Genomic DNA, 23,267 nt, shown 5'->3' with positions numbered 1-23,267 from the left:
TTTAAAGTAAACTTCTAAACACAACTAGATACAGTTGGTGAACCTCGTTGAAAATATGTGATGAAAACGGGAAAACAAGCTCCCTGATATTCGTGAGCCAACTTCACAAATAGAAAATGAAGAGGCTTTCCCTCGATGCGGGTTAAGCGCGTCCATGAAGTTTGAATCAACATGTAACGTCTAAATGATTCATAAAGCATCGCCATTGAAGTAATATTTAAATCAACTAGTTTTCAATATCTCCCCATGTGCAGGATGGTCGCATACCGCGGGAGTGACAGGGCAACGCTCAGGGAGTTAGCCGATTGTCTGGTTAAGGCTGCCGAAGACGACCCCCTCAAGGGATGGTCTCACCCGCACGGGTGGGGGATGGTTGCACTCACTGAGGACAAGTTAATTCATCATAGAAGCTCAAGGCCCATCTTTGAGCCCTCAGAGAGAAGTACGCTCATTAATCTAGTTGATTCGCTTTCAGGAAAAATGATGGTGATTATTCACGCCAGGAAGGCCAGCGACCCTTCCCTGGTGTCCTCGATGTACTCTCACCCCTACCAAGAATCAAATGACAGGGAGGTGATCTACCTGGCCCATAATGGAAGCGTAGATCTATCGCTAGCCAGGGAGGTGGGAATGGGGATTGAGGGCGTAGTTGACTCGGAGCTCGTTGCGAAGTATATCTCAATGAAGGGGATTGCTAGCGTGGGAGACTTAATTCCCTACACTAAGTCAGCGCTAAACCTTCTGATTCTTCAGATCCCCCGTGGTGTTGGATCCCCACTCTCCCGGGCCAAGCTCTACTATTTTAACTGGGCAAACTCAAACGATCCCTATTACGATCTTTACGTAGGAAGTGGATTCGTTACGTCCTCATCCCTGAGCAAGGTGGGTTGTAGAACCTCGAGGGTTGCAGAGAAGGGAAAACTTCTTGAGATCCATGAGACATGAAATCTGGATCTGTGAATGTGGCGTGACCGGGGCATCTTGGTTAACCTTATATTCCCATCAACGAACAGCCTTCCGTGGATATAACCCTAGTTCTCCTGGAGATCTCAATACTCATCTTCTTTGCTGAGCTCATGAGAACATCTCTTCGAAAGTTCGTTCCCTCCATTGTTGGCGAGATCATAGCGGGAATGGTGTTAAGTCCCTTCGCTGTGGGAGGTCTACTGGATCACATCCTCAACCTAGATCTGTTCTCCTTGAACCAATATCTCCTTTTCCTATCCGAGTTTTCCATGATCCTCCTGATCTTCTCCTCAGGGCTGGAGCATGGAGTCTCAGCGATCAGGTCAGCGGGAGCGTTTGGATTCCTGGGGGCAACTGTAGGTGCACTCTTTCCAGCCCTAGTGGGGATACTAGCCTTTAAGGGGACAGGGTTTGACACATCGCTCATCCTCGGAACTGCCATAGGCGCCACAAGCTTAGCCTCTGCTGGTTCTATCATTTCTGAACTTGGGCTGAAAGGCAAAGGGGTGGATCTACTCATGTCCATGGCGTCATCCGATGACGTTGTGGACCTAATCTTGCTCTCAGTGGTACTGGGAACCTTGGCCGGGGCAACATCTGTCAAGTCCATAGCGACGCTGGTGATCTATTATATTGTCGCGTGGATCGTGATATTCGTGGTTGCCGTGAGGGTTATTCCCGTGATCGCTAACAGGTTAAACGAGGTATACATTGAGGAGTTCTCCATGCTAGTTATATTTGGGTTAACCGCAATCATGACTGCCCTAAACTTCTCGCCCGTAATTTCCGCATTCATTGCAGGAGTGGCCATGGCTGAGAGCGTGAAAAGGGAGAGGGTTAGGCAAATAATTGACGTTCTTCTTGCAGTGTTCGGAAGTGCCTTCTTCGTGGTAGTGGGACTTCAGGTTAATCTGTCAGGCATTACCAATTTCTGGTTAATGGCATTGGAGCTCACGGTGATTGCTGTGATTTTCAAGATATTAGGAGTTTTACCCTTTGCCTACCTGGGATTGAGGAAGTGGAGGAGCGCGTTAGCCGTATCCTTGGCCATGGTTCCAAGGGGGGAGACTGGGCTGGTTGTGGGATCCATAGGACTAAGCTATAACGCGCTCAATCAGAACGAGTTCGGTGCCCTAGTTTTCATGGCAATCCTAACCACTGTAATTGGCGCCTCATTTTTCAAGGGTATGGCCCATTGGTTGAGGGAGGAATCGTGAAGAGAATTAACCTAGAGTAGGCCCTGATGACACTAAATTATCGTAAAACCACCATGGATTGGTTTTGTTCAGGCTCTCCGCTTGATTTTCTACTGACAACTTATTTATAAGACTTTGTCAGTGAGCTGACAACTTACGGATTTAGTGACGTGGTTTGAACGTGATTGCCTAGCTAGCTGTGGAGTGAACTTAGGAAAAATTCTATCTTAGCCGAGACTTTCGTTAAAAGGTTAATATCGTGTATCCCTCGTTAGCGAACTTGACGATGATGTCAGCCCCTCTGCTAACCTCATCCGTGTATACCAGTTCCTCCTTGCTCACATTGTAGTTTTTCATGGCCATTTCACAGGCGTAAACCTTCACCGAATTCTTCTTTAGCGCGTCGACGTTTTTGTTAACTATTTCAGAAAGCTTGCTTTTCCTGTCCAACGCAGTTATTCCAGGTCCTAGGAATACCATTTTCACGTCCTCTGCGCCCATTGTCTTGAGGCCGTTGGCAACGTTGACGGCAGTATTCACGTTTAGCTGATCTTGCGATTTTACCACAAGTAGGAATTTGGCCATGAAGTTAAAAAATGTTTTAACAATTTTAAGTTTTTCTTTGTTAAACACCTTTTAGGGAAGGATAGAGGGAGTTGATGAAATGTTTCTACAGCACGACGCTGAGATAGACTTAGCCTCGATCTGGGTCAATTTCCGAGACGAGATGAACTCCAATGTCAAAACTAGAATTGGCCTACCTTTTTATCTTAGCCCAGGTAGGGCCACATCAAGACCTGGATGTATGGTACATAGATCCTGTAATAACGAAGAGAAACTATGGAACTGCCGCTTTCTACTAGTCTATCACGTCTTCAGTAATTCCTTGTACATGGGATCCACGAGCTCATAGTGGTCGTTTACCTTTCTCACTATCCTAGCATTGACCAGTTGTTTCAAGGCATGTGAGAAGCTCCAGTCCTTAATCTCCCTTCCCAGGAGGGCCTCGGTGACCTTCTTGAGGCTTTTCCAGTCTGGATGGTTCAGAAGAGTAAGAGCCTTCAAGACTGCCCTCTCCACCTCTCCCAACCTCTCATACTCCCCCTTGACTACTCTGAGCGCTATCTTGCTAACTTCTGACTTCGCCATCTCGTGGTCGTACCCAATACTCCTCAGGTTACCATAATATGTTAACCATCCAGTAATACCTTGGTAGTTTAGGGCCACGTCTTCCATTTCCGCCCTAGTCAACTCAAGTTTGCAACGCCTCTTCCCCTCCTCGAGAAATTGAATGCTCTCCTCCACGCTCATGGGTGAGACCTCCTTCTCAAGTATGGGCCTACCCATCAGCTTTCCTCCGCCCGTCAAGATCTTTGATAGTCCTATCATGGAACCCGTGAAGATGAACCTCACCCTTGCAGTGTTATACGCTGTTGAAAGAACCGATGAAAGCCAAGGAGTGGCTATATTCTGAATCTCGTCAATACCAATAACCCTATCTCCCAAGGAGGAGAGAAGCCTCTCGAGAGTGAGCACAGGTCTCTTCTCTAGCTCAAGGCGTAATACCTTAATGTCGAAGGTCAATTTGAGGCTCTCCATTTGTGACATAAGTTGACCTCCAAGTTGTTTCAAGGAATTGACACCAGTCGCATCGAGGTAGATTCCGTCCAATTCCCTGACGACTATCTTCACAATTGAGGTCTTTCCTACCCTCTTGGGACCAATGAGGAGTGGCCAAAACTTCGCATCTACTAGCTTCTCAATCTCATTTATGAGGTTCTCACGATCAAAGAAATTCTCCCTACTATCCTTAGGATAGGGATCAAAGAGCGAGCATGCCATATTAGTAACTAATAGGGGTACTACATTAAATATTTCGCGAGTTTAGATTGGGTTCTACCCCTATTAGTAACTAATAGGGGTACTTGTTGAAGAGTTTAAACTTTGTAGACGTGATAGCTCCACGGTCCTTATCTTAGATCAAGTTAGGGAGCAGGGTTTAGGTCTGTATATTCCTTTCAAGCTCCTTGAAAAGTAGCCCACTACCCTGCTCACCCTCTTAAAAATTTCCCCTACATTACCTTCCTCCAAGGGGGCTGGAGCTGATCGTTTTCGTGATGGAAGAGATGTGGTCCTCGATCTGCCTCACGTCACCTTGATACTCCTTGATGTCAGACGTGTTGCAAAGATACTCTTTAGAGTTAGATAAGCCCCTGGACAACTCTCACTATGTGATGAGGTAATTTCTAATACTAATCTTACTCGTAGGCAGAACTAAAAATTACTCTATCTGAAGCTTATCAACCTTATCCTTGTATGCCTTTCTGAAGGTGCAGACTAGAACACCATTGTTGAGCTTAACCGACATCGGTTCCACTGGTCCTGGAAGTGATATTTCCCTCTTTTTCCCGTTCCACTCAACCAGCAACTTAACCTTATTCTTGAGAGACACCTGGATGTCCTCCTTCCTCACTCCTGGGATTTCCATGGTAACAATGACCTTGTCACCGCTCTCCACGACCTCGAAATCTCCCTCTGGGGGCTCCACGTCCTTCTCCTTAAGCTCAGAAACTGGAACGCCGTTAACATATTCCTCTACCCTTGGTTGACCATCGGGGCCAACGGTCACTCTCCTGGTGTATGTCCTAACCTCGCCGTTTTCCATGAGCTGTTTAAGCATTTCCTCTTGCATCTTGAGAAACTGATTGAAGATCTCATCGAAGTCAGCAAACGGTGAGTATGCAGGTCCACTATTCTCTATGTCCACCGGCCGAGTGTCCTCATTGCTTTCGTCCTGTTTCTTCTTGTCCTTCTTTCTTCCGAATCCGAACATGAATGAGAGTTGAATTGGGAATTTAAAAACATGTCTTTATGGTGGGTAGACTCCCCTAAAAACGATACAATTCGCGTTACTGAAGTCGAGTGTATCCCCCACACTTATTACTTGGTGGTCAACTCTACCTACATGAATTTTCTCGATAAGTTTCACGAAAACAGATATGAGATGGCCATGGCCCTAGCCGAGAGGACCTACGAGGCTCAGGGCTTCACCTACGTGGAGACCATTGACCGTCTCAGGGACTTCGTCATTGGTCAAGATCAGGGGATCGTTTACGTTCTAGAGGTGCATAAGAACTGCGTAGACGTGAGGAAGTGCCTAGGCATCAACTACCTCTATCATGAGCCCTACCAATTTCAGGACGGTATTTCCATAGGTGTCTTAGACCTAGTCGTGAAGGTGGTCAAGAGCTTCAGGGATGAGTCGGAATTGAGGAGTTACATCCTAGACAAGGAACTAATTCAGTTTGAGGCCAGGGATTACATGTACCTTAGGAACCTCAGTGAGACCGAACACGTGTATCAGAGTTTCGTGAACTCCCTCCACGACAAGGAGGTCGAGGAGCTGACTTTCCTATCGAGGAATTACATGGAGATGTACCGCATACTAGATAGAAACCCAGAGGGAGTGGACAAACTCGAGGAGAAGTTCAGGGAGGTGGAGGCTGAGATACTTCGTATTGCCGGGAAAAATGGGGTTGAGTACGTAGAGGGATACGGAAAGTTGGATCCTGACGAGCACATTTCTGAGGACGAGGAGCACATAGAGAGGGAAGTGGAGAGACCGCTGGACGTTCTCCACATTCTTGCCCAGGTGAGGGCTAGGAAGGTGAAGGAGAACCTGGAGTCCTTCCTCAAGTACCTGAGAGAGAGTGAAGGTCCCGTTAGCTGGGGACCAGTCAAGGTTAATGGAGTACTCCTTGACTCCTTCGAGAGGAGGACTGGAACTTTCCTGATCCTCAGGCCAGGGGATCTCGTGATTAACAGGGGAGGAGAGAAAAGGATCCGCGTGGAACCTGGTATCGTGGTTGTGGAGAACCTTGAGTAGGGGCAACTGGTTAGCCAGGCCTCAGGGTCCCCATGAATACCCTGCTCACGTACTCCCCAGGTCTCTCGCTTTTCCTAGCCTCCTCCACCACCTTGAGGTGAGCGTTCATGATCCTGAAGAGACTTGAGTTCCTCACATCCACGTCTTCACCCACGAGCTTTCTGTACATGAGTTCAGCATGCATGAGAGAAGGCCTTATCCCCTCCCCCGTGATTGGGAAGACAGCACCTCCAGCCTCCCCCACAAAGTTTCCCTGCCTAAGACCACCCATGGAGATCCTCGCAACTCCGTAACCTACCTTCTCCCCCGCTAGGATGGAGTTCAGCCTTTCCCTCAACACGTGGAAGGGTGCCTCTCCGCCAATCCCAATCCTTGCCCCGTGAGGTCCAGGGAAAACCCAACCATATCCCACGAAGTCCGAGTAAAAATAAGAGTTCAACACATTCTCCTCTGCGTGATACGTCGTGTCGTACTGAGTCGCAAGGACCGTGTCCTGAGACAGGGCCTGATATCCGCGAGCGTCCACGATGACGTCGTACTTTACCCCGTTAATCTCATCTCCCTTGATGACTCCCCTCTCCCACTTAATCTCAACTCCCTCAGAGAGTCTCTCAAGGAACCTTGGTTTGTCAATTATGTAGGCGAAGGGCTCCTTGGAGTGAACCTCGTGAATTAGCTTGTTGTCAAGGAAGATCCTGTAGCCCGTTATCTTGAATAGGATCTCATCCTGGGTTATCAGATCCTCGATGGAGGACAGGACGACCCAGCTACAGGGTTTGACACCTAACCTCCTCTCCCTTTCGTAGACTACTGCATCCTCTCCGAGCTTTTGGGCAAGGAATAGGCCTGCGGGTCCAGCTCCCACGATCCCGACTTTCATGGGAGAGAGTAGTCTAGATGGTAAAAATGGTTTTATGAAGGGAAATCGAGGCTGAGCGGTTTAGACGTGCTAAGCGTGGAGGAGTGATGAGGAGGACGAAGGTCCTGGTTAACCAGTTGGATTTGGTGGTAGGTCGGTCACGTTACTCGTGGATGGGAACCTCGTACACGATCCTTGTTACGATCTCAACAACTTGACGATCCTTGTCCTCACATCCATGGCAATCTCCTTTCCCAACTTCGTTCCAGGCCCCGCAAAGTATCCCTCCCCCACGACACTACCCACAGCGACCGCATCACTTACGGTCCCTGTTAGGTTGAGGCCCAGATCCCTTAAGGCCCCAGACTTAGCCTCAGTCACCGTTCTCACCAGATCCACTAGTCCATTCAGATTGAGACCCTCCTTCACGAATACACCCACGTTGATCGTGCATCCAGCGTCCTCACCGCTCTCACCTATCCCAGCGCTAACGTAAAGTTTCCCCCAAGGTCTGTCCTCGAAGGAATAAGAGGTTGCTGCGGTAATGAAGGCAACCTCATCCCTTCGGCACAGGGCTTTCACGTCGCTCCACGGATCCTGGTTACAGTAGCTCTTATCCACAAAGATTGCACATAGCCCCCGGGCGAATCCCACCCCCTCAGGGTAGAGGGCAGAAGTCAACACAAGGTACTCTCGATCTAACGAGAGGTGTACTATCTTGATCACAGCAATCCCTCAATTTCCTGCGACGAGCTCACGATAGGTTGTATATTGGTGAGGTTCATCATGAGCTGTGAGGGGGAATACCCAGATATGTCGGAGGGAGAATAGACATAACCTATTATCATGTAGGTTCCCTTACCCCCTGAAATGATGATAGTTGAGGGTATATGCGAGGGGCTTCCCAGATCAACCGCTGGCCTAAAGAACTCTCCCGAGGCAGGGCTCTGAACCTCGTACTTCTCCACGAGTGGATAGGCCCAGGGGGCCTCCTGCCTTATCACCTGAAGACCGTAATTAACGTAATTGCTGAGTGGTGTACCGTTGGCTGAGGCGTTAAGGTACTCGTTGTATAGGTAAATTACCTTAAATCTCACTGTTGAATTTGGTGTGAAGTTCAGGAAAATTAAACCTGAAGTATTGGGATATTCGTCTAGTGGATCAGAATGGTTTGGGATCACGCTGAGCTTGCCGTAGTGGGACATGGCAAGGTAAAGGGGCCAGCTGTCCGTTGCACCGTAGGGGCATCCGTACCAGGATATGAAAAGGACGCAAGTTTGAGTCGTGAGTTGTTGTGACGAAACCTTGAATGGCGCGTCAAGGGGTACTCCGTACACGGGGAGGGAACCAAGGATAAGGATGAGCGCTATCACTGCGGAGATTCCTGCGACGATGATTTTCTGATTCATGAACTGAGTGTCGCTGGAAGAAATAAAATGGTTGATGTCCTGAGTGGGGTGAAGGAGCGATTCGCAACTAGATCTGAAAGTTAGTCTCATGTCACTAACGCGGGTTCAGTCCTGAGATGCCTCCAGTTGTCAAGCCTTCTCTCTCAGGTATTGCGCGAGTTTCTCCAGATCCCTTGCAATTACATCAACTTCTAGGGCGAGCTTCTCCATTCTCCTGTTAAGGTATATGGTACCCATTCCCGCATTTCTAGCCCCCATGAGATCAAACCAGTTCGAGGATACCAGGAACGCTGGGTAACCCACGCTCTCCATGAAGTGTTTATAGACCCTAGGCGAGGGCTTGTATGCCCTCACTTCCTCGGCGCTCACTATCCCCTTGAAGAACCCTAGGATCCCGTTTCTCCTCAGGTGTTCTTCCACTTCCTCTACCGATCCGTTACTTAGGGCAAAGACGTCAGCCAATGCTGAGATGTCCCCCAAGAACTTCACGTCGGGATACGCCTTTAGGTTCAACCACGCGTTCATCAACTCCTCCTCTTTCCCCTCGTTCACGAGAAGGTAGTCTCTTATGGCCTGCCTGGTGATCTCCCTGAAGGGAACAAACTTTTCCATGACAGTGTAAACCCACGTGAGTTCCAGCTGTTTCCTCCTTATCTCCTGGGGAAAGCTGGAGGTATCGAGAAGAGTTCCGAAGACGTCGAAGGCAAGTATGAGTCTCATGGCTAGAAGTATCAATCAAGGTTAAAAACCTTGAATTATCCGTGAGGGGTCTAGGAGCTTTAAACCTCTCCCTTTATCATTCAGGATTGACAGTATCTCCTACCCAATTTTCCTTTACAGGCTTTGACCTCGTTAAAGGTGTGCAGGTGTTCGACCCTGTTTAAGAAAACATTCAGAACTGACTTTTTTAGTCACTCTAATACTCATGAGGAGGACGAGTTACCTGGTAGAATGAAGCTGACTGGTCGAAAAAGCAGGGTTAGTTCCTCCTACCAAACAGGTTCTTCATATACTTAAGGAGCAAGATTGAGGTGAATAACTAACACTCTGTTAGTAACCTAACACCCTGTTAGTTTTGCCCTTTGCGAGTACGAGTAACCCTTCTTCATTGAGTGAGCAACTCCGTTATGGAGCAGTCCTTACACACGAGCCGTGGCTCTCTACTGCATAGACTACAACTTCCACGTCCTCACAGAACCTGGTGGAGATTTAACCAATCTCGCTTTTCCACACCAGGCCAGAAGGTTTCACCCCAAGGGACGATCTCGACATCCCGTGTAAATTTCTTTACATCAAGGTTTTTACCCTCTAGTTCTTTTCATACTTATGAAAATTTGTACTGTCGTGGACGACCAAGATAGAATAAAGGTATTCTCAAGAGGGAAGTTCTTGATCCTCCTTGATGACAAGAACAAGGAGGTGATGGTAAGGGAGGAGAATCCAGCTCTTCACTCCCCTATGAAAAGGCCTGCGGTGGCCAAGGAATGCGTGAGGCTCGGAGCAAACAGGGTTATAGCAGCTCACGGTTCCTTATGCTATCCCTCATACTCAATTTTGAAGAGGAACGGAGTCGAGATGGTTGTGGGGAGGGAAGGGCAAGGAATCTTCGAGGAGTTCCGCCCTGTAACCATGGGGGAGGTCATATACTCGAGCCTTCAAGCCATGTTGGAGAGGGTTAAGGGGCACTAGGCGAAGCCTCTAAACTTGATCACGATGGATCCAGATGAATAACCACTCCCTCAAAACCTTTTATATCTTATAACCGAGTCTTCTGTATGGACAAGGAGTGGCTGAGGAGGAAAATTGAGCAGGAGAGGGAGGCCCGCGAGATGAGGAGAAAATCCGCGGACTGGGACTTCATCAAGTCCCTCCCACCTAAGCTGAGAATTGCCCTCGAGTACTATGTGGAGACTGGGGATATCTACAATGGAGCTAAGCTTGCGGGGATGGCGGTGGATGAATTTAACGAGTTGAGGATAAAGGCTGGGATTATTGCAGTCGACTAAAGCCATTGCGGATACTTCCTTCATAATTGACTGGACTAAATATGATAAAAGGGATCTTCTGTTCAAATATTACGATATCGTATTTATTGCCGAAAGTGTATTGAACGAGATAAGAACCGAGTTGCCACTAATCTGGATCTCCACCTGGATGTCAAATGGAAGAGTAAAGGTCCTGGAGGAAAACGCAGGCGTCAGGAACAAGGCCTTACTCGTAGTGGATAGAACTAGAGAGCTACCCGTTAGGAGCGCCGACTATCCCGAAGCTGTATGTGTAGTTCTAGGTAAAGAATTATCATTAGACGTGCTCACAGAGAACGGGGGAGTGTTCTCGGCTCTTGAGATCATGGAGGACTATCAAGGCGTGAGAGCGTTGAGGGGAATAGACGTCTTATATAATCTCAGCAAGAAGGGTATAATTGATTTTAAGTCAGAAGTACAAAATTACATGACCATGACTAAACACACATATACTCGGGAGCTGATAAGAAGATATGGAATCGAAGTATGAGAAGATAATTAGATTTGCTGAGGAGGCCCGCGAGATGAGGAGAAAATCCGCGGACTGGGACTTCATCAAGTCCCTCCCACCTAAGCTGAGAATTGCCCTCGAGTACTACGTTGACAGCGGAGATTTCAGGGGAGCGTCGAGGATTGCTGATATGTCTGTGGATGAGTTTCTCTATTTCGCAAAGGAGAAGGCAAACATAGTTGATATGTCGTGAGACTAGCTGGCCCTCCTGACTCTCCTCATCAAGGACGTGATCTGTTCCAGTTGCGTGGGGTGTGGTTGGCTTATCCTAGCTAGCTCGTAACTGGTCAATCTCTCTCCCACGGCAAGTGCCAGTTCCCCGATTAACATGTCTGCGTCCTCCCCCACAACCTGTGCCCCGAGGATCCTCTGACTCCCTCTCTCTATTACAACCTCCATCCATCCCTCGGCGAAGCCATCTATCTGTGCCCTTGAGTCCAGGGAGAGGTCGTATCTCCTAGTCTCCACATCAAATCCCCTGGCGATAGCCTGTTCCTTCCAGAGTCCTACCCATGCCACTTGTGGAAAAGTGTAGACCGCGAAGGGGACAGCGTTGTAGTCCATCTCCACAACTTCCCTGTTACCCTCCAGGATGTTCTGGGCAGTTACCCATCCCTCTAGAACGGCCACGTGGAACAACATGAACTTACCGTTCACGTCGCCTGGGGCGTAAATGTTGTCGATGGCGCTCCTCATTCCAGGGGTAGTCTCAATCTCCCCCTTCTTTCCAAGGGGTATTCCGTTCACAGAGGATGTATTGGGTCTTCTTCCCACAGCTACTAGAACCTCGTCGAAGCCCTGATATTTTCCCTTTTCAGTGAGGACAGCTTTCCCACTCTCCTTCAGAACCCCTGTACTCCTTTCCTTGACTATCTTGACCCCGGCATTGATCAGCTCCCTTTCCAGTAGACTCTGAACCTCTTGGGACACCTCCTTAATGAGGTGGGAGGCGAAGAGAGTGACCTCCGAACCTAGTCTCGCGAAGATTGAGGCCATCTCCACACCTATGTATCCTCCACCCACAATTGCGAACTTCCTGGGCACTTCCCTTATCCTGGTCTTCGGCATAAGGAGATCGTGAGTGGTTATTCCGGCCTCATATCCCTTTGGAACTACGGGATCGGCTCCGGTGGCTATCACCAGATACTTAGTGCTGTAGATTCTATCCTCCACCTTCACGTGGTATTGATCCACCATGATTCCAGACTTAGCTAAGAAGGTTAAGCTCTCGTGTTCCCTAATTTCGTTGTCATGTTGCCTGAACCTCCTCTCCTGTACCTGATCCTTCCAGTCCACGAGCTTGGGGAAGGAAATCTCTGTCTTCATGAAGGGAACTCTCTTTGCAGTTTCGAGTTGTCGCGCTCCATACCAGTAGGTCTTAGAGGGTATGCAACCTTCGTAAAGACAATTTCCCCCTAGAACGCCCTTTGGGTCGAGCATGAGGACCTTCATTCCGCCCCTTGAGAGCTCGAAGGCTGTGGTGTAACCTGCGCCACCTCCTCCCAGGATTATGGCATCGAAATCAGTCATGGGATTACATGTATTAAAACAGTTAAATCTTTATTTACTGTGAATAATGAGGGGAAGCGTTTTTATGGAGGTTTTGAAGATTTGGGTTTTAGTCTTGATGAGACGAATTATTTTATTCAGCGTCCCATCTCCCCACGTAAAGTGAATGTAGCAACCTAGATCCGACTTGAAAGTTCAAGAGAATCTTTTGTGGAAATCTGAACGGCTCTACCTAGGTTTTTTAAGCTACTAACGAGGTTCAGGTCACACCCATATCCTAGACTCCTCAGGTTTCACTGGGTGATGGGGGTCTTCTTCACGAATGTGCCTCTTCTCAAGTCTAGGAGGGCCTGGGTTAGCTCCTCCTCCGTGTTCATCACAATGGGTCCGTACCACGCTATGGGCTCATTGATTGGCCTCCCAGACAGGACGATGACGTGGGCCCCCTTTCTCGTGGAGATCTGAACCTCGTCCCCATCATCGTAGATCGCGAGGTGGCCTTCAGACAAGGTCACGGAATCATCCATCTTGGCACTTCCCTCAACCACGAAGGCAAGGACAGTGTAACCTCTCTTTACCTTGGCCTTGAACTCCTTCTCGGGTTCCAGCTTGACCTCGTAGTAGGTAGGATCCACGGGACTAGTCACCCTAACGGGGCCCTCCACCCCATCATACTCACCCGTGATGATCTTAACCCTCCCACCGTCTATCTTGACCTCTGGTATGTCTCCTCTCCTTGCGTCTCTGTATACAGGGTCGGTCATTTTCATGTTCCTCGGAAGGTTTATCCACAGCTGTAATCCCTTATTCATCGTGTTCAGTACTGTGGCGTGAAGCACGTCCTCCTCTCCCAGGGGTTTAGGCATTTCCTGATGGAATATTCCGCTCCCGGCAGTCATCCACTGTGCATCCCCTGGATAGAGGACGCCCTTACCCCCAGTGCTATCCTCATGTTCCACCTTGCCCTGGATCAAGTAGGTGAGGGTCTCAATACCCCTGTGGGGATGCCACGGAAACCCTGCAATGTAGTCCTCAACCCTATCTGAACCGAAGAAGTCTAGAAGAAGGAAGGGGTCAGTCAGGGAGTACGTGTGAGGTCCACCAAAGACCCTGTAAAGCTTTACCCCAGCTCCATCCCTAGTCTCCTTTCCCTCTAACATGTATGAGACTTTTCTAATCATAAACTAACTTTACCAAGTAAAGTATTTAAACTTGCTTCAACTTGGGCAAGTCTATCTTGAGTGAGGCGAGACGGCGTGTTAACTGTTGCTGGTTTTTAGATCCTGTTCCCTCACGGAAGCAGAGCTAATTAGTCAGAATCGCACTTCTCCCCATATGCCAGAACCGCTTGAACTTTCGCGTTACTTAGACAGGTTGAGGGCCTTCAACTGGAGGGACTTTGACGTATACTACGCAATCCTCTTTGGGTCACTGGCCAAGCGCGGTCGGGGAAACGACGTTGATATAGCCGTGGAGTTTAAGAGGAAGAGTCTGGAAGCTTATTCCTCTCTCCTCGCATCCCTGAGGGATTACCTTGATGATGATAGGGTGGATCTAGTCATGATATCAGACAATTCCGATTGCTTCCTGGTTCATGAGGTCTTCAGCGACTCCTTGATCCTATACATGGAAGATTACGATAGAATGCATAGGATAGCGTCAATCTGCGAGGACTTCCTCATAGATCTAAAGAAGTTGCAGATACTGGAAAATGCTGGAAGGGCGATCATGAGGCGATGGCAGTCCTAGATAAGTTGCTTAGAACAGTTGAGGATGTGACTAACAATCTTGAAGCTCGTCCCTCGCGGTCATGATCTAAGCTGGGAAGACCAGACGGCAATCCATAACAACTAGAAAGGCCTGGTTAAGACCTCGTTCTCAGGTCTACTGAAATACGCGGAGCTACCTGGAAGTGAAAGAATTTAAGTGACAACTGGAAGAGGAGACTGTGTCCAGTCCTCCTGGAAAACTAAAATCCTTCTTCATCTCCTCCGCAGGGTTCCTCCTTGACGGATATGATCTCTCGGTGATATCCTTCGCGCTTCTGTTCCTTCCGAAGGAACTTCATCTTACCCCATTACAGGAGGGACTCGTTAGCTCTGCCTCGCTCATGGGAATGATACTCGGTTCAGTCCTACTCGGGTTACTCTCCGACAAGATGGGGAGGAAAAGGCTCATGGGGTTAGATCTAGTAATCTTCACGGTCTTCGCCATAACCTCCGCCCTGTCCCAGAACTTCCTGGAAATGTTCCTATCTAGGCTACTCCTGGGGGTTGGCATAGGTGGAGATTACCCCCTAAGTAGTTCCCTCATGGCTGAATACTCCCCCTCAAGGTCGAGGGGAAGGTACCTCGTGGGGGCAGTGTCCATGTATTGGGTAGGAACACTGCTCTCTGCTGTTGTGAACCTGGTCTTCCTTCCCACGGGTGACTATTTCTGGAGGTATTCCTTCGCGTTTGGGGCCCTTCTATCCATCCCAGTCATAGTAGCCAGGTTCTCTCTCCCAGAGTCACCCAGATGGTTAATAAGCAAGGGTAAACTGAAGGGAGACGGAATCCCAACTCAAGAGGAGGAGAACAAGGGAGTTACAGGTTTCCTTGACCTGTTTAGGATGAGATTACTTCCATACCTCCTCCTAGTCTCAGCAATCTGGTTCTTGTTTGACGTTGCGTCGTACGGTATAGGACTTTACTACCCAGCAATATTTAGGGAGTTCTCTTTACCCTCCAACTACGAGGTGATTTACGCCACCATGATAATCGCAGTGGGGGCAATCCTCGGCTATATCCTGGCGGAGGTCGCCATAGATTCGCTGGGAAGGAGAGCTGTTCTTCTATCCGGACTAGGCGTGATGGCACTCCTCCTGGCTGTGGGAGGTATCCTGAGGCTTACCGGGGTTGTTTTGGTGCCATACTTTGCGGTCTTCGTGGCAATGGAGCAGTGGGCTGGCGCAGTCACACTCTTTTACCCCGCTGAACTCTTCCCTACCCCAGTTAGGTCTTCCGCTCAAGGATTTGCGACAGCAGTGAGCAGGATAGGAGCTGTTCTAGGAGTCGTGTTTTTCCCTAGCATGGTAAAGGTCCTTGGTCTCTCTAACTCCCTGATTCTGTTCTCTGTAACGTCGGCTATCGCATTCATATTGGCACTCCTGCTGAGGGAAACTAAGAGAAAGGAACTAGAGGAGATCTCCCTTGGGCTAAAGGAGGTGAAAGGGAGAAACCCGAGTACATGATGAAGGCGTTCAGGTTAAGGATGAAGGAACATGAAGTCGCGTAGCGTTGGCCCGTCAAGGGCCTAAGATTTTTCGTCTTTAACTTCTTTTCATCCAGGATGTTTGGCCTCAACTACTTCCCTTTTCACCTCCTGTCTGGCCTTTATAACATAGTTTTTCGTGAACAATGAGGCTATCAAACTCAGGAACATAAGGGCAATTGCTACCATGTACATGTAGTGGAAGGCCGAGTAGTCAGGTACCTGTGCCACGGGAATGAACTGTCCATTAACGTCATATAGCAACCACGTGACGTAAGTGTCCATGAACACTGTTGATATCACCGGACCAATTGAGCTTCCTATGGTCCTTATCAAGGTGTTCATTCCGATCCCTATTCCCCTTTGCTCCTCAGGTAAAGCTATGGCGACCATGTTAACTAGGGGGATAATCAGGTTAACCAATCCTGCAGCTGTCACTATCACGTCAAATAGAACCTCGTACTCGCTATACCTGAAGGTGTCCAGTAGGAAGTAGCCCAACATGCTGACCAATGATCCCACTATGAGCAGAGGTTTCGGCCCAATCACGTTTATAGCTCTACCCACGATAGGCCCCAAGGTCATCATGACCAGAGCAACGGGTGCCATGAGGAGACCCGACTCGATAATCGTTAAACCCAGTCCGTAGGGTTTGGGTAGCTGAAGGTAGTAAACTAATCCCGTGAACATCAGGAACATTCCCGTACCAGAGATGAGGCCAGCCACGTTCGCCACCATAAGGTTTCTTACCCTAAAGAGGTCAAGCCTCATCAAGGGCTCTGGGGTTCTTCTCTCCACGATCAAGAAGATAGGGAACGCGATCACAGACACTACGATGAGGGCTATCTGGCTCAAGGTGGTCCACCCCACGTTGGGCCCATTGGAAAGATAAACTAAGAGTGGCACTACTGTAAGCATGAGGAAGGTAGCACCAAGGTAGTCAATCTTTTCCCTAGTCTTCTCAGGGATCTCCACGATGAACTTGGCTGAGATGCCTAGCAAAATCACGGAGAGGATGAAAGCCGTATGAAAGGCGTACGGCCACCCCAAGTCCTGAACTATATAAGATCCCACAAGGAGACCCAGAGCGGGACCGGCAGCCAAGGTTGCGCTAAGTATGCCCTGTGCCCATGCCACCCTTTCCTTGGGGAACAGGTCAGTAATGATAGCAATAGCCAAGGGAAATGTGGAATATCCTATTCCCTGAACTCCCCTTGAGAAGATCAGGAAGTAAATGTTTGGAGAGAAACCTGCCATGAGAACCGCAAGCGAGTAGAACCCGATTGAGATCAGGTAAACCTTCTTTTTCCCGTATCTGTCGCCCAGTTTACCGAAAATCGGAGACGCGACCGCCCCCACAATGAGGTATGCCGAGGTTACCCACGCCACGGTGGTCGCGGTTGTGGAGAATTGGTCCTCTATCTTAGGCAGTGCTGGAATCACCATGGTCTCCACGTAGTTCACAAGCATTAACATGAGGGTTAGGGAGAGAAGAGTTCTCATAACTCCCTTGGGATTCATGACATGATATTGCATTTAACACGAATTAAACTTTTCGATATATCTTTTTAATCAGGGCTTAAACTCCTTACCGTCAAGGGTTTTCCAAGCTCAAGGATCTCTAGGTCCTGTCAGGTTCATGATCCTAACCATTTCCGACGAGTTCCTTAATCTTCTTCATCGTTCTCGGCAGGACCTCCTCTGCTCTTTCCCTTATTACTAGGTCCGCAAATTCGTCAAGAGGAGTCTCCTCCATGTTAATGATCACGAGCACCCCTCCATTTTGCTTCACGATCTGGGGGACGAGGTTTGCTGGGTAAACTGTCAGCGAGGATCCCACTACCAGGACAAGGTCGGACTCCTGTGCAATCCTTAAGGCCTCGTGAATCAAGTGAACTGGTTCATCGAAGAGAACCACTCCAGGTCTGATTACCCCTCCGCATCTACAACGTGGCGGGAGTTCCCCATCCTGAACCTTTCCTAGGACCTCTTTCCTTTCAAAGTTCATCCCGCAATCCTCACAGTAGAACCTCCTTGAGGTACCGTGGAGCTCTATTACGTTCCTTGAGCCCGCGTCCTGATGAAGACCATCTATGTTCTGCGTGATCACGTACTTGATCAGGCCCATCCTCTCAAGCTCTGCGAGCGCGTAATGGGCAGGGTTAGGGGCCACAGAGTCCATGGCCTTGAGCCTGAAGGCATAAAACTCCCAGAACCCCTTGGGGTCTCTCCTGAGGTAAGACGCAGAGGATAACTCCTGAGGATATTTCTTCCAGAGTCCCTGAGGACCCCTGAAGTCCGGGATCCCTGAGGCAGTACTAATTCCAGCCCCGGTGAAGGCAATTCCGTGAGTTGAGGTTAGGAGCAGTTCAGCAAGATCCATGATTTACTTTTCTAGATCCTAGTTAAAATTTTGAGTGAGCCTTAGGTCGAGGAAAGCTGACAGCCTTCAAGGGTTGGGGTAATGATATTAACTATCTGGTTTGGTAAGTCTCACATGGATTCGATAATAATTCTCCTGCTTGTGGGGATCGCTGTCGGAGCCTTGACAGGGATAACTGGGTCGAGCGGTGTCCTCATTGTGGTTCCAGCCCTATCCTACCTAGGTCTCAGCTTCGTGGACTCCGTGGGTTCAAGTCTTTGGGTTGACATAATCACGACGTTGTCTGTAATCTTCGTCTATTTCCGTCACGGAAACGTGGACCTCAAGACATCCCTGATCATGGGTATTGGGGCCATCTTGGGCGCTCAGCTAGGATCAAGGCTCGCCTTCATCACTCCGGATAAACTTCTGGAGGGAGCCTTCACCGTGTTCACTGCCGTGATGGCTTACGTTTCCTTCCGAAGGTCTAGGAATCCCTCCCTGAAAATAAGGACGAGAAACCTCGGGACCTGGAGTTACGTTTTAGCGCCAATTCTGAGCGTGGTCATAGGTATAGTTACGGGAACCTTGGGAGCTAGCGGTGGTATCATGTTCATAGCCGTGATGATGATGCTTTTCTCAATGGACGTGAGAAGGATGATTGGAACCGCTACGCTGGCCATGTTACTGTCGGCAGTAAGTGGGGGAGTATCTTACGCAATTGCGGGAAGGATTGATGGGTTGGCCTCCATCGTAATAGGAGTGACTGCCCTAGTCTCAGGCTACTTCTTCGCTAGGTTGGCTAACGGGATGAGGTCGTGTCACATTTACCTCTTTCTAGGTAGCGTCTTCGTCATAACCTCGGTGAGCGAAGTGCTCAAGATGGTGTAGCGCCTCTTCGAGTTAAGTCACGGTGAGGGAGTTAAGGAGAACGTTTAGCAATAGAGTGAGTCCAGGTATGAGGCAAGCCAAGACTCCCTCACCCGTACTTATCCGTCCTGAATACTAGGTCCTGGACCTTCAGGGAGAAGGTTCTCATAACTGCGTACCCAGGTGGTGAGGCCTGCAGTATGTTCGCGTACTCCTCCATCCCTATCTTCTCAAGGGCGTCCTCGTCAGCCCTCATGGCGATCTTAGTGTTCGTGAGTGTAAGGATGAGGTCGTTCAGGTCCGTCGGCCTGTGGGTAGCCAACACCGTGCCCATTCCCCTTACCCTCCCCAGCCTAAGTATTCTGTTGATGAGTCTCTCGAGCCCCTCCTTCTCTTCATCCCTTCTTGACTGCGGGAAGTACTCGTGAGCCTCATCGAATACGAGGAGGTAAGGAGTCTCAACCCCCTCATTCTTGTATTTCGCGTCTATCAGTCTGAACAATCTATCCACAATGAGGAAGGCCGTGGTGGTTGCGGTGGAAACTCCTTTCTCCATTACCCATCTCAAGTCCACTATAGCCTTCCTTCTTACTAGGTCCTCGTAGTTGGGCTCCCCAAGGAACCCCTTTTCCAGGGGTATGTCCAGGATGCCAGTCTCCTTCAGCATGATAACTGACCTCCTTATGTTGTCCTCTGTGGTCTTATGAACATGAAACTCAGAAAAGAGTTCCTCGCATTCCCCAATCCAATTGTCAATTTCCGTTAGACAGTGCTCTGTGATCAGCTTGAAGAAATAGGCTCCCTGTCCAGAGAAGAGGGGCGACACATCTGGAATCTCCTTATAGGTCTCCCTCAGCCTGAAACCCAAGAGCTCCACGTGAAAGGTTTTCTCACCATTGGTCAACGTGATTCTTTGGCCGTCAACCTGGGATATCCTGAAGTCCTGCAGGTTGCTCCTCTTCAAGAAGAGCGAAACGAATTCAGTTACCTTCCCCATTTCCCTCGTCACAGGAACGAGGACGGTTCCCCCAATCTTCGCCATGGTCTTCACATAATCTCCCTGAATGTCGAAGCCTAGGACCGGGATCCTGCTCCTGGTGATCAGGAGGCGAAGAAGGTTTGTTTTCCCCGCACCCGTGGTCCCCACTACGAGGACGTGATGCCTCAACGCCTCCTCGGTGAGGTTGACAGGTACGTCAAGGATCCTGTAACCCTCGACGATCTTCCCTATGGGTATTCCGTCCTGCGGTAACCCCAACATCTCCTTTATGAACTCCTGGCTTGGAACGAAGATAGGACTCTGCGGGTCCACAGGAGAGCTGGGTGGAACTACTTCACTCTCCACCTTCTCTGACAGGAGCTCTATGGTCAGGGAGAGAGGGGTGGTAATAGCGGACACGTCCTCGACAGGGGAGAGAGCTGGGATCCTGGAGATTGCAAGGATGTCTGCCCTCTCGACCGAGGTGATCCTTCCCAACATGAGAGTCCCTGACACGGGTATAGATATCCCCACGTAACTCCCTATGAGGAACTTTCTCTTGAGGTAGACCTCGTAGGGGATCTCAGCCCTAATTTGGTTATTGTCCTTTCCGTGGGAGATTGGGGTCACCCTGCTAATGAGACCCACAACTTCCCCGTACTTACTCGCACGACTCTTGGCGTCCTCAAGGCTCATGGAATTAAAGGAGATTTTCCCTTTTTAAATTATCAGGAAGTAGTTCAGTTTGTAACAGGTAACTTGGGCCTCCCGTCTCCCCTATCCCATCTCCAGATCAAGGTTGGCCTGTTGAAACCTGTTCCAGTCGTCGTAGGTCACCTCAACTTGCCCCTTTGCGTATATGAAGGAGAGGATGAAAGTTGATGCGCTCAACTTCCTCGATAACCTATCTGCGACCTCAATGAAAGTTGGTAATCCCCTATACGATGCGTGGACCAGTGAAGTTGCAACTCCTTGACAAAGGAGGTCCTTCGAGGGGCTCTCAACCCTAAAGACTGAGTCCCTGACCTTCACGTAAACCATGTAACGCTGAAGCGAGGAATTCGAGAGCTGGAATTCCTCCCTCAGGACTGGAGTAACGTAGGTGATCTTACCTTTCCCCAGTTCCAAGGTAAGCACGTCGTCTGTGGGAGTTACGTCACCTTTCCAGAGATCCTTCACTCTCGATAACTTCCTTGAGGTGGAGAGCCTCTTTACAACCCCCACCAGTTGATCCTTTCTCCTCCCCTGGATGAGCCTCTCGTACGCTGACCTGTAGGGCTCTCCCACCATAGGTAGGTAGGGCCCAGGGAAGACTGGTCCGTCAACTACGGCTATCCTGGCCCTCTCAATGGCCCTATTCTCCAGGTAAATCCTCAGCTCGTCAAGGATATTATCGTCCTTGTACCCAGGATCATAGGGAATGTCGTTCACGTTTCTGGTTCTCACCACCTTGGAGAGTGGAGAGGTCTCTATCATCTCCACGACGTCCCTAGATCCCTTTATTGCTAGGAAGGGGAGCGAGGCATTGAGCGGAACGGTCATGTGCTCGCCCTCAATATTCGCGTAAAGTGAGGCAAGGTATATGTTGGCTCCCCTCACAGTCATGTATCTCGAGGAGGTATCCAGGTAGGAGAAAGAGGGGAGGGGATCACATTTCTCGAGGGGACCCTCAACCTCTACAGGCCACGAGTCCTCGAATTCCTGAAGGGATACTCCGAGAAAGACTTTCTCCTTCGACAACCTTGAGAGAGTCGTCATAAGATCCCTAATAACCTCGTGAACCTCCAAGATTATCGGTGTGAATTTGCACATGATATTATTAAAGATTCAGGTTTTCCTCAATTCCTCTTTAGTGAGTGTGTCATTAGAATTTACTCTTAATAGATTATATATTTGCTTTACAAAATTTTAGCCTAGATAATCTAATTCACAAAAGTTATGTCAAGCCACACGAACCGCGTGGACCTTACCCAAATGGTAAACTTTTATCTTAACGAGTACATTAAAACCTACAGGTTATACCTAGACTTAATATCTTTAGAAATCGACTCGATTAATTCTAAGTATTCTTTTTCTAATTTCTCATATTCAAATTTATAATCCTGTTCCTCTTTAGTTATAGCAGCCTTGTTAAATGTTAATAAGCTTTTCCTCTTTTTTTCAGTTGCAATGATCAAACTCTTCATGGAGTGTAATCTCTTCAGAATATAAACGGCTTTCATGACTCTCGCTTGAATATCAAGAGGTAAAATTTCGTACCTCACATCACTTCTAAGCTCGTTCTTGATATCATCCAAGACAGAAGCTAGATAGTAATCTTGACTCAATTATTTTCCCCAGAACTGCATAATGTTATGGTAAGCTACCTTAATACCTTGAGGTGAACCATAGAAGGTTAGTCTCCTATTATCAGTATCTATGATTAGTATACCTTTTTTTGAAATTATACCTTCTTCCTTATACTGAATATTTCTTATTTCAGTCATCATTATTGATATCATTTCGTCTTTCTTGAAGATTAATCCTCTCCTAGCATATAGTATGAGTCGTTTATTAGTGACGATCAACTCATATACACTATTTCCATATGAAATATCTGGATTCCTAAATTGAATTTGCTCTCCAGGAGTTAAGAAATCTTCTAATGGCATAATAAATGATTCTATTTCACATTTATAAACTTTTCTTAATAGCCAAATAGTGTATCTATATCTGAATTTACCATTAGATAGATTATATGCCTGTCCCATAAAATTTCATCTAGATGATATGATTCGCAAAATCACTTCACATCACGCGGTTCGCGCGGACCTCACTGGGAAATTAACCGTCTCTTGTCGTGGTAGAGTCAGAACCCCTGGAGAATAGTCACCATGGAGGACGTTCCTTGTCCCTGTCCCATCTAAATCCTCTTAACAGATACGATATTGACTCTACGCCTCCTGCTCTAAACCCTCGCTCTAGTCACGTTACTCTCTATCCTCAAGATATCTTACCCCCTTACGCGGGTTCGCCCTATCAGCTTTAGTCTTCAGCGGAATCATGAACTCAGGGGCTAAATCGTGTTTGAGTCTAGGTGTCGTGAAACTTCGTGAGTGTCCAACATCCTAGCGTCCTTGACAGCCCTGTCACGGAATTAGCCGAAAGTTCTCAACCTTGACGAAAGGACTTAATGACAACTTGACGACCTTCAACAGTTTCCCCGCACTTACTTTAATGCATTCGCCTGCTTATTCCCGTGAATCACAAGCCAAATCTCGTCCTTGCCTCGAAATTTAGCTTCCTTAACCTCAGATATGTAATCGAGGCAGACAGATATGCATATCTTGTGAAGCATCCCCGGCATCTCCCTATACATGAACACGTAAAGGGAGGCAAGGAGCTTGTTGAGGATGACTGACGCCCCTTACGGCCTGGTCCTCTCCGTTCTGTATTCCTCAAGAA

General features: G+C 48.5%; 27 protein-coding genes. 12 read left to right on the top strand and 15 right to left on the bottom strand.

All coding sequences use genetic code 11. The features are described 5' to 3' along the window. Window positions 1-246: 246 nt before the first annotated feature. A complete protein-coding gene (locus ACI49J_RS05960) occupies window positions 247-945 on the top strand; it encodes a class II glutamine amidotransferase (RefSeq protein ID WP_240255551.1) in 699 nt (232 codons plus the stop codon). A gap of 131 nt (window positions 946-1,076) precedes the next feature. Beyond that, window positions 1,077-2,183 carry a cation:proton antiporter gene (locus ACI49J_RS05955; RefSeq protein ID WP_409366471.1) on the top strand — a complete coding sequence of 369 codons (1,107 nt, stop codon included), beginning with the start codon at window positions 1,077-1,079 and terminating at the stop codon, window positions 2,181-2,183. Window positions 2,184-2,405: 222 nt separating this feature from the next. Here ACI49J_RS05955 and ACI49J_RS05950 read toward each other — a convergent pair whose 3' ends face one another. Then, window positions 2,406-2,747, bottom strand: coding sequence for a DsrE family protein (locus ACI49J_RS05950; RefSeq protein ID WP_240255555.1), 342 nt, complete (start codon window positions 2,745-2,747; stop codon window positions 2,406-2,408). Between the two features lie 152 nt (window positions 2,748-2,899). Between ACI49J_RS05950 and ACI49J_RS05945 the strand changes: the two genes are divergently transcribed. After that, window positions 2,900-3,025, top strand: a complete 126-nt coding sequence (locus ACI49J_RS05945) for a hypothetical protein (protein ID WP_275692023.1) — start codon at window positions 2,900-2,902, stop codon at window positions 3,023-3,025. 4 nt (window positions 3,026-3,029) lie between these two features. Here the strand turns inward: ACI49J_RS05945 and ACI49J_RS05940 are convergent, their stop codons facing one another. Both ACI49J_RS05940 and ACI49J_RS05935 read right to left on the bottom strand, forming a co-directional pair. After that, window positions 3,030-4,004: an ATP-binding protein gene (locus ACI49J_RS05940; RefSeq protein ID WP_240255557.1), complete on the bottom strand. Its 975-nt coding sequence runs from the start codon at window positions 4,002-4,004 to the stop codon at window positions 3,030-3,032. Between the two features lie 439 nt (window positions 4,005-4,443). Further along, on the bottom strand, window positions 4,444-4,995 hold the full coding sequence (locus tag ACI49J_RS05935) for an Hsp20/alpha crystallin family protein (protein WP_240255559.1): 552 nt from the start codon (window positions 4,993-4,995) through the stop codon (window positions 4,444-4,446). Window positions 4,996-5,127: 132 nt separating this feature from the next. Here ACI49J_RS05935 and ACI49J_RS05930 point away from each other — a divergent pair, with 132 nt between their 5' ends. Further along, window positions 5,128-6,048, top strand: a complete 921-nt coding sequence (locus ACI49J_RS05930; protein ID WP_240255561.1) for a hypothetical protein — start codon at window positions 5,128-5,130, stop codon at window positions 6,046-6,048. Between the two features lie 10 nt (window positions 6,049-6,058). On the opposite strand, the gene ACI49J_RS05925 is transcribed toward ACI49J_RS05930, so the two are convergent. The 4 genes from ACI49J_RS05925 to ACI49J_RS05910 all read right to left on the bottom strand — a co-directional run bounded on the left by ACI49J_RS05925 (window position 6,059) and on the right by ACI49J_RS05910 (window position 9,036). Then, complete coding sequence (locus ACI49J_RS05925; RefSeq protein ID WP_240255563.1) at window positions 6,059-6,928, bottom strand: NAD(P)/FAD-dependent oxidoreductase; 870 nt, start codon at window positions 6,926-6,928, stop codon at window positions 6,059-6,061. A 177-nt stretch (window positions 6,929-7,105) separates the two neighbouring features. Beyond that, window positions 7,106-7,633 (bottom strand): adenosylcobinamide amidohydrolase, encoded by a 528-nt coding sequence (locus tag ACI49J_RS05920; protein ID WP_240255565.1) that lies wholly within the window; start codon window positions 7,631-7,633, stop codon window positions 7,106-7,108. Then, window positions 7,630-8,316 carry a DUF929 domain-containing protein gene (locus ACI49J_RS05915; RefSeq protein ID WP_240255567.1) on the bottom strand — a complete coding sequence of 229 codons (687 nt, stop codon included), beginning with the start codon at window positions 8,314-8,316 and terminating at the stop codon, window positions 7,630-7,632. The genes ACI49J_RS05920 and ACI49J_RS05915 overlap by 4 nt, the downstream gene beginning before the upstream one ends. A 129-nt stretch (window positions 8,317-8,445) precedes the next feature. Further along, window positions 8,446-9,036: a haloacid dehalogenase type II gene (locus ACI49J_RS05910; protein WP_240255569.1), complete on the bottom strand. Its 591-nt coding sequence runs from the start codon at window positions 9,034-9,036 to the stop codon at window positions 8,446-8,448. Between the two features lie 606 nt (window positions 9,037-9,642). On the opposite strand from ACI49J_RS05910, the gene ACI49J_RS05905 reads away from it, so the two are divergent. From ACI49J_RS05905 to ACI49J_RS05890, 4 genes are all read left to right on the top strand, one after another. After that, entirely contained in the window at window positions 9,643-10,005 is a 363-nt protein-coding gene (locus tag ACI49J_RS05905; RefSeq protein ID WP_240255571.1) for a hypothetical protein, read from the top strand. 86 nt (window positions 10,006-10,091) lie between these two features. Further along, complete coding sequence (locus tag ACI49J_RS05900; RefSeq protein ID WP_240255573.1) at window positions 10,092-10,322, top strand: hypothetical protein; 231 nt, start codon at window positions 10,092-10,094, stop codon at window positions 10,320-10,322. Then, window positions 10,309-10,830: a hypothetical protein gene (locus ACI49J_RS05895; RefSeq protein WP_240255575.1), complete on the top strand. Its 522-nt coding sequence runs from the start codon at window positions 10,309-10,311 to the stop codon at window positions 10,828-10,830. The genes ACI49J_RS05900 and ACI49J_RS05895 overlap by 14 nt, the downstream gene beginning before the upstream one ends. Then, the gene (locus ACI49J_RS05890; RefSeq protein ID WP_240255577.1) at window positions 10,814-11,044 is read left to right on the top strand and encodes a hypothetical protein; all 231 of its coding nucleotides are present in this window, start codon (window positions 10,814-10,816) and stop codon (window positions 11,042-11,044) included. Before ACI49J_RS05895 ends, ACI49J_RS05890 begins: the two co-directional genes overlap by 17 nt. Before the next feature lie 2 nt (window positions 11,045-11,046). Here the strand turns inward: ACI49J_RS05890 and ACI49J_RS05885 are convergent, their stop codons facing one another. Next, window positions 11,047-12,381 carry a dihydrolipoyl dehydrogenase gene (locus ACI49J_RS05885; protein ID WP_240255579.1) on the bottom strand — a complete coding sequence of 445 codons (1,335 nt, stop codon included), beginning with the start codon at window positions 12,379-12,381 and terminating at the stop codon, window positions 11,047-11,049. A gap of 272 nt (window positions 12,382-12,653) precedes the next feature. Continuing rightward, entirely contained in the window at window positions 12,654-13,541 is an 888-nt protein-coding gene (locus tag ACI49J_RS05880; protein ID WP_240255581.1) for a pirin family protein, read from the bottom strand. 154 nt (window positions 13,542-13,695) lie between these two features. On the opposite strand from ACI49J_RS05880, the gene ACI49J_RS05875 reads away from it, so the two are divergent. Both ACI49J_RS05875 and ACI49J_RS05870 read left to right on the top strand, forming a co-directional pair. Next, the gene (locus ACI49J_RS05875; protein ID WP_240255583.1) at window positions 13,696-14,109 is read left to right on the top strand and encodes a nucleotidyltransferase domain-containing protein; all 414 of its coding nucleotides are present in this window, start codon (window positions 13,696-13,698) and stop codon (window positions 14,107-14,109) included. A 199-nt stretch (window positions 14,110-14,308) separates the two neighbouring features. Continuing rightward, window positions 14,309-15,592, top strand: coding sequence for an MFS transporter (locus ACI49J_RS05870; protein ID WP_240255585.1), 1,284 nt, complete (start codon window positions 14,309-14,311; stop codon window positions 15,590-15,592). Between the two features lie 89 nt (window positions 15,593-15,681). Here the strand turns inward: ACI49J_RS05870 and ACI49J_RS05865 are convergent, their stop codons facing one another. Next, on the bottom strand, window positions 15,682-17,133 hold the full coding sequence (locus tag ACI49J_RS05865) for an MFS transporter (RefSeq protein ID WP_240255587.1): 1,452 nt from the start codon (window positions 17,131-17,133) through the stop codon (window positions 15,682-15,684). Window positions 17,134-17,257: 124 nt separating this feature from the next. Beyond that, complete coding sequence (gene cobB, locus ACI49J_RS05860; RefSeq protein WP_240255589.1) at window positions 17,258-17,995, bottom strand: NAD-dependent protein deacetylase; 738 nt, start codon at window positions 17,993-17,995, stop codon at window positions 17,258-17,260. A gap of 114 nt (window positions 17,996-18,109) precedes the next feature. Between cobB and ACI49J_RS05855 the strand changes: the two genes are divergently transcribed. Further along, a complete protein-coding gene (locus ACI49J_RS05855; protein WP_240255591.1) occupies window positions 18,110-18,865 on the top strand; it encodes a sulfite exporter TauE/SafE family protein in 756 nt (251 codons plus the stop codon). A gap of 88 nt (window positions 18,866-18,953) precedes the next feature. Here the strand turns inward: ACI49J_RS05855 and ACI49J_RS05850 are convergent, their stop codons facing one another. From ACI49J_RS05850 to ACI49J_RS05835, 4 genes are all read right to left on the bottom strand, one after another. Continuing rightward, complete coding sequence (locus ACI49J_RS05850; protein WP_240255593.1) at window positions 18,954-20,519, bottom strand: ATP-binding protein; 1,566 nt, start codon at window positions 20,517-20,519, stop codon at window positions 18,954-18,956. 81 nt (window positions 20,520-20,600) lie between these two features. Continuing rightward, window positions 20,601-21,611, bottom strand: a complete 1,011-nt coding sequence (locus tag ACI49J_RS05845) for a DNA double-strand break repair nuclease NurA (RefSeq protein ID WP_240255595.1) — start codon at window positions 21,609-21,611, stop codon at window positions 20,601-20,603. Between the two features lie 221 nt (window positions 21,612-21,832). Further along, the gene (locus ACI49J_RS05840) at window positions 21,833-22,150 is read right to left on the bottom strand and encodes a hypothetical protein (protein ID WP_240255597.1); all 318 of its coding nucleotides are present in this window, start codon (window positions 22,148-22,150) and stop codon (window positions 21,833-21,835) included. Further along, window positions 22,151-22,573 carry a hypothetical protein gene (locus ACI49J_RS05835; RefSeq protein ID WP_240255599.1) on the bottom strand — a complete coding sequence of 141 codons (423 nt, stop codon included), beginning with the start codon at window positions 22,571-22,573 and terminating at the stop codon, window positions 22,151-22,153. 488 nt (window positions 22,574-23,061) lie between these two features. On the opposite strand from ACI49J_RS05835, the gene ACI49J_RS05830 reads away from it, so the two are divergent. Then, entirely contained in the window at window positions 23,062-23,223 is a 162-nt protein-coding gene (locus tag ACI49J_RS05830; protein ID WP_240255601.1) for a hypothetical protein, read from the top strand. The last annotated feature ends 44 nt before the right edge of the window (window positions 23,224-23,267 follow it).

Source organism: Metallosphaera sp. D4-4 (assembly GCF_046245145.1).
GTDB classification, from domain to species: Archaea; Thermoproteota; Thermoprotei_A; order Sulfolobales; family Sulfolobaceae; genus Metallosphaera; species Metallosphaera sedula.
Note: the sequence above shows the minus strand (reverse complement) of the source record. Positions and strands in the feature narration are given on the sequence as shown.

What these genes read in the sequence shown, in the direction of transcription:
- ACI49J_RS05900 (WP_240255573.1), top strand. Translation starts at nt 10,092, where the DNA reads ATGGACAAGGAGTGGCTGAGGAGGAAAATTGAGCAGGAGAGGGAGGCC.
- ACI49J_RS05960 (WP_240255551.1), top strand. Translation starts at nt 247, where the DNA reads ATGTGCAGGATGGTCGCATACCGCGGGAGTGACAGGGCAACGCTCAGG.
- ACI49J_RS05850 (WP_240255593.1), bottom strand. Translation starts at nt 20,519, where the DNA reads ATGAGCCTTGAGGACGCCAAGAGTCGTGCGAGTAAGTACGGGGAAGTT.
- cobB (WP_240255589.1), bottom strand. Translation starts at nt 17,995, where the DNA reads ATGGATCTTGCTGAACTGCTCCTAACCTCAACTCACGGAATTGCCTTC.
- ACI49J_RS05915 (WP_240255567.1), bottom strand. Translation starts at nt 8,316, where the DNA reads ATGAATCAGAAAATCATCGTCGCAGGAATCTCCGCAGTGATAGCGCTC.
- ACI49J_RS05950 (WP_240255555.1), bottom strand. Translation starts at nt 2,747, where the DNA reads ATGGCCAAATTCCTACTTGTGGTAAAATCGCAAGATCAGCTAAACGTG.
- ACI49J_RS05880 (WP_240255581.1), bottom strand. Translation starts at nt 13,541, where the DNA reads ATGATTAGAAAAGTCTCATACATGTTAGAGGGAAAGGAGACTAGGGAT.
- ACI49J_RS05910 (WP_240255569.1), bottom strand. Translation starts at nt 9,036, where the DNA reads ATGAGACTCATACTTGCCTTCGACGTCTTCGGAACTCTTCTCGATACC.
- ACI49J_RS05885 (WP_240255579.1), bottom strand. Translation starts at nt 12,381, where the DNA reads ATGACTGATTTCGATGCCATAATCCTGGGAGGAGGTGGCGCAGGTTAC.
- ACI49J_RS05855 (WP_240255591.1), top strand. Translation starts at nt 18,110, where the DNA reads ATGGATTCGATAATAATTCTCCTGCTTGTGGGGATCGCTGTCGGAGCC.
- ACI49J_RS05930 (WP_240255561.1), top strand. Translation starts at nt 5,128, where the DNA reads ATGAATTTTCTCGATAAGTTTCACGAAAACAGATATGAGATGGCCATG.
- ACI49J_RS05940 (WP_240255557.1), bottom strand. Translation starts at nt 4,004, where the DNA reads ATGGCATGCTCGCTCTTTGATCCCTATCCTAAGGATAGTAGGGAGAAT.
- ACI49J_RS05955 (WP_409366471.1), top strand. Translation starts at nt 1,077, where the DNA reads ATGAGAACATCTCTTCGAAAGTTCGTTCCCTCCATTGTTGGCGAGATC.
- ACI49J_RS05875 (WP_240255583.1), top strand. Translation starts at nt 13,696, where the DNA reads ATGCCAGAACCGCTTGAACTTTCGCGTTACTTAGACAGGTTGAGGGCC.
- ACI49J_RS05835 (WP_240255599.1), bottom strand. Translation starts at nt 22,573, where the DNA reads ATGGGACAGGCATATAATCTATCTAATGGTAAATTCAGATATAGATAC.
- ACI49J_RS05925 (WP_240255563.1), bottom strand. Translation starts at nt 6,928, where the DNA reads ATGAAAGTCGGGATCGTGGGAGCTGGACCCGCAGGCCTATTCCTTGCC.
- ACI49J_RS05905 (WP_240255571.1), top strand. Translation starts at nt 9,643, where the DNA reads ATGAAAATTTGTACTGTCGTGGACGACCAAGATAGAATAAAGGTATTC.
- ACI49J_RS05890 (WP_240255577.1), top strand. Translation starts at nt 10,814, where the DNA reads ATGGAATCGAAGTATGAGAAGATAATTAGATTTGCTGAGGAGGCCCGC.
- ACI49J_RS05935 (WP_240255559.1), bottom strand. Translation starts at nt 4,995, where the DNA reads ATGTTCGGATTCGGAAGAAAGAAGGACAAGAAGAAACAGGACGAAAGC.
- ACI49J_RS05865 (WP_240255587.1), bottom strand. Translation starts at nt 17,133, where the DNA reads ATGAATCCCAAGGGAGTTATGAGAACTCTTCTCTCCCTAACCCTCATG.
- ACI49J_RS05945 (WP_275692023.1), top strand. Translation starts at nt 2,900, where the DNA reads ATGTCAAAACTAGAATTGGCCTACCTTTTTATCTTAGCCCAGGTAGGG.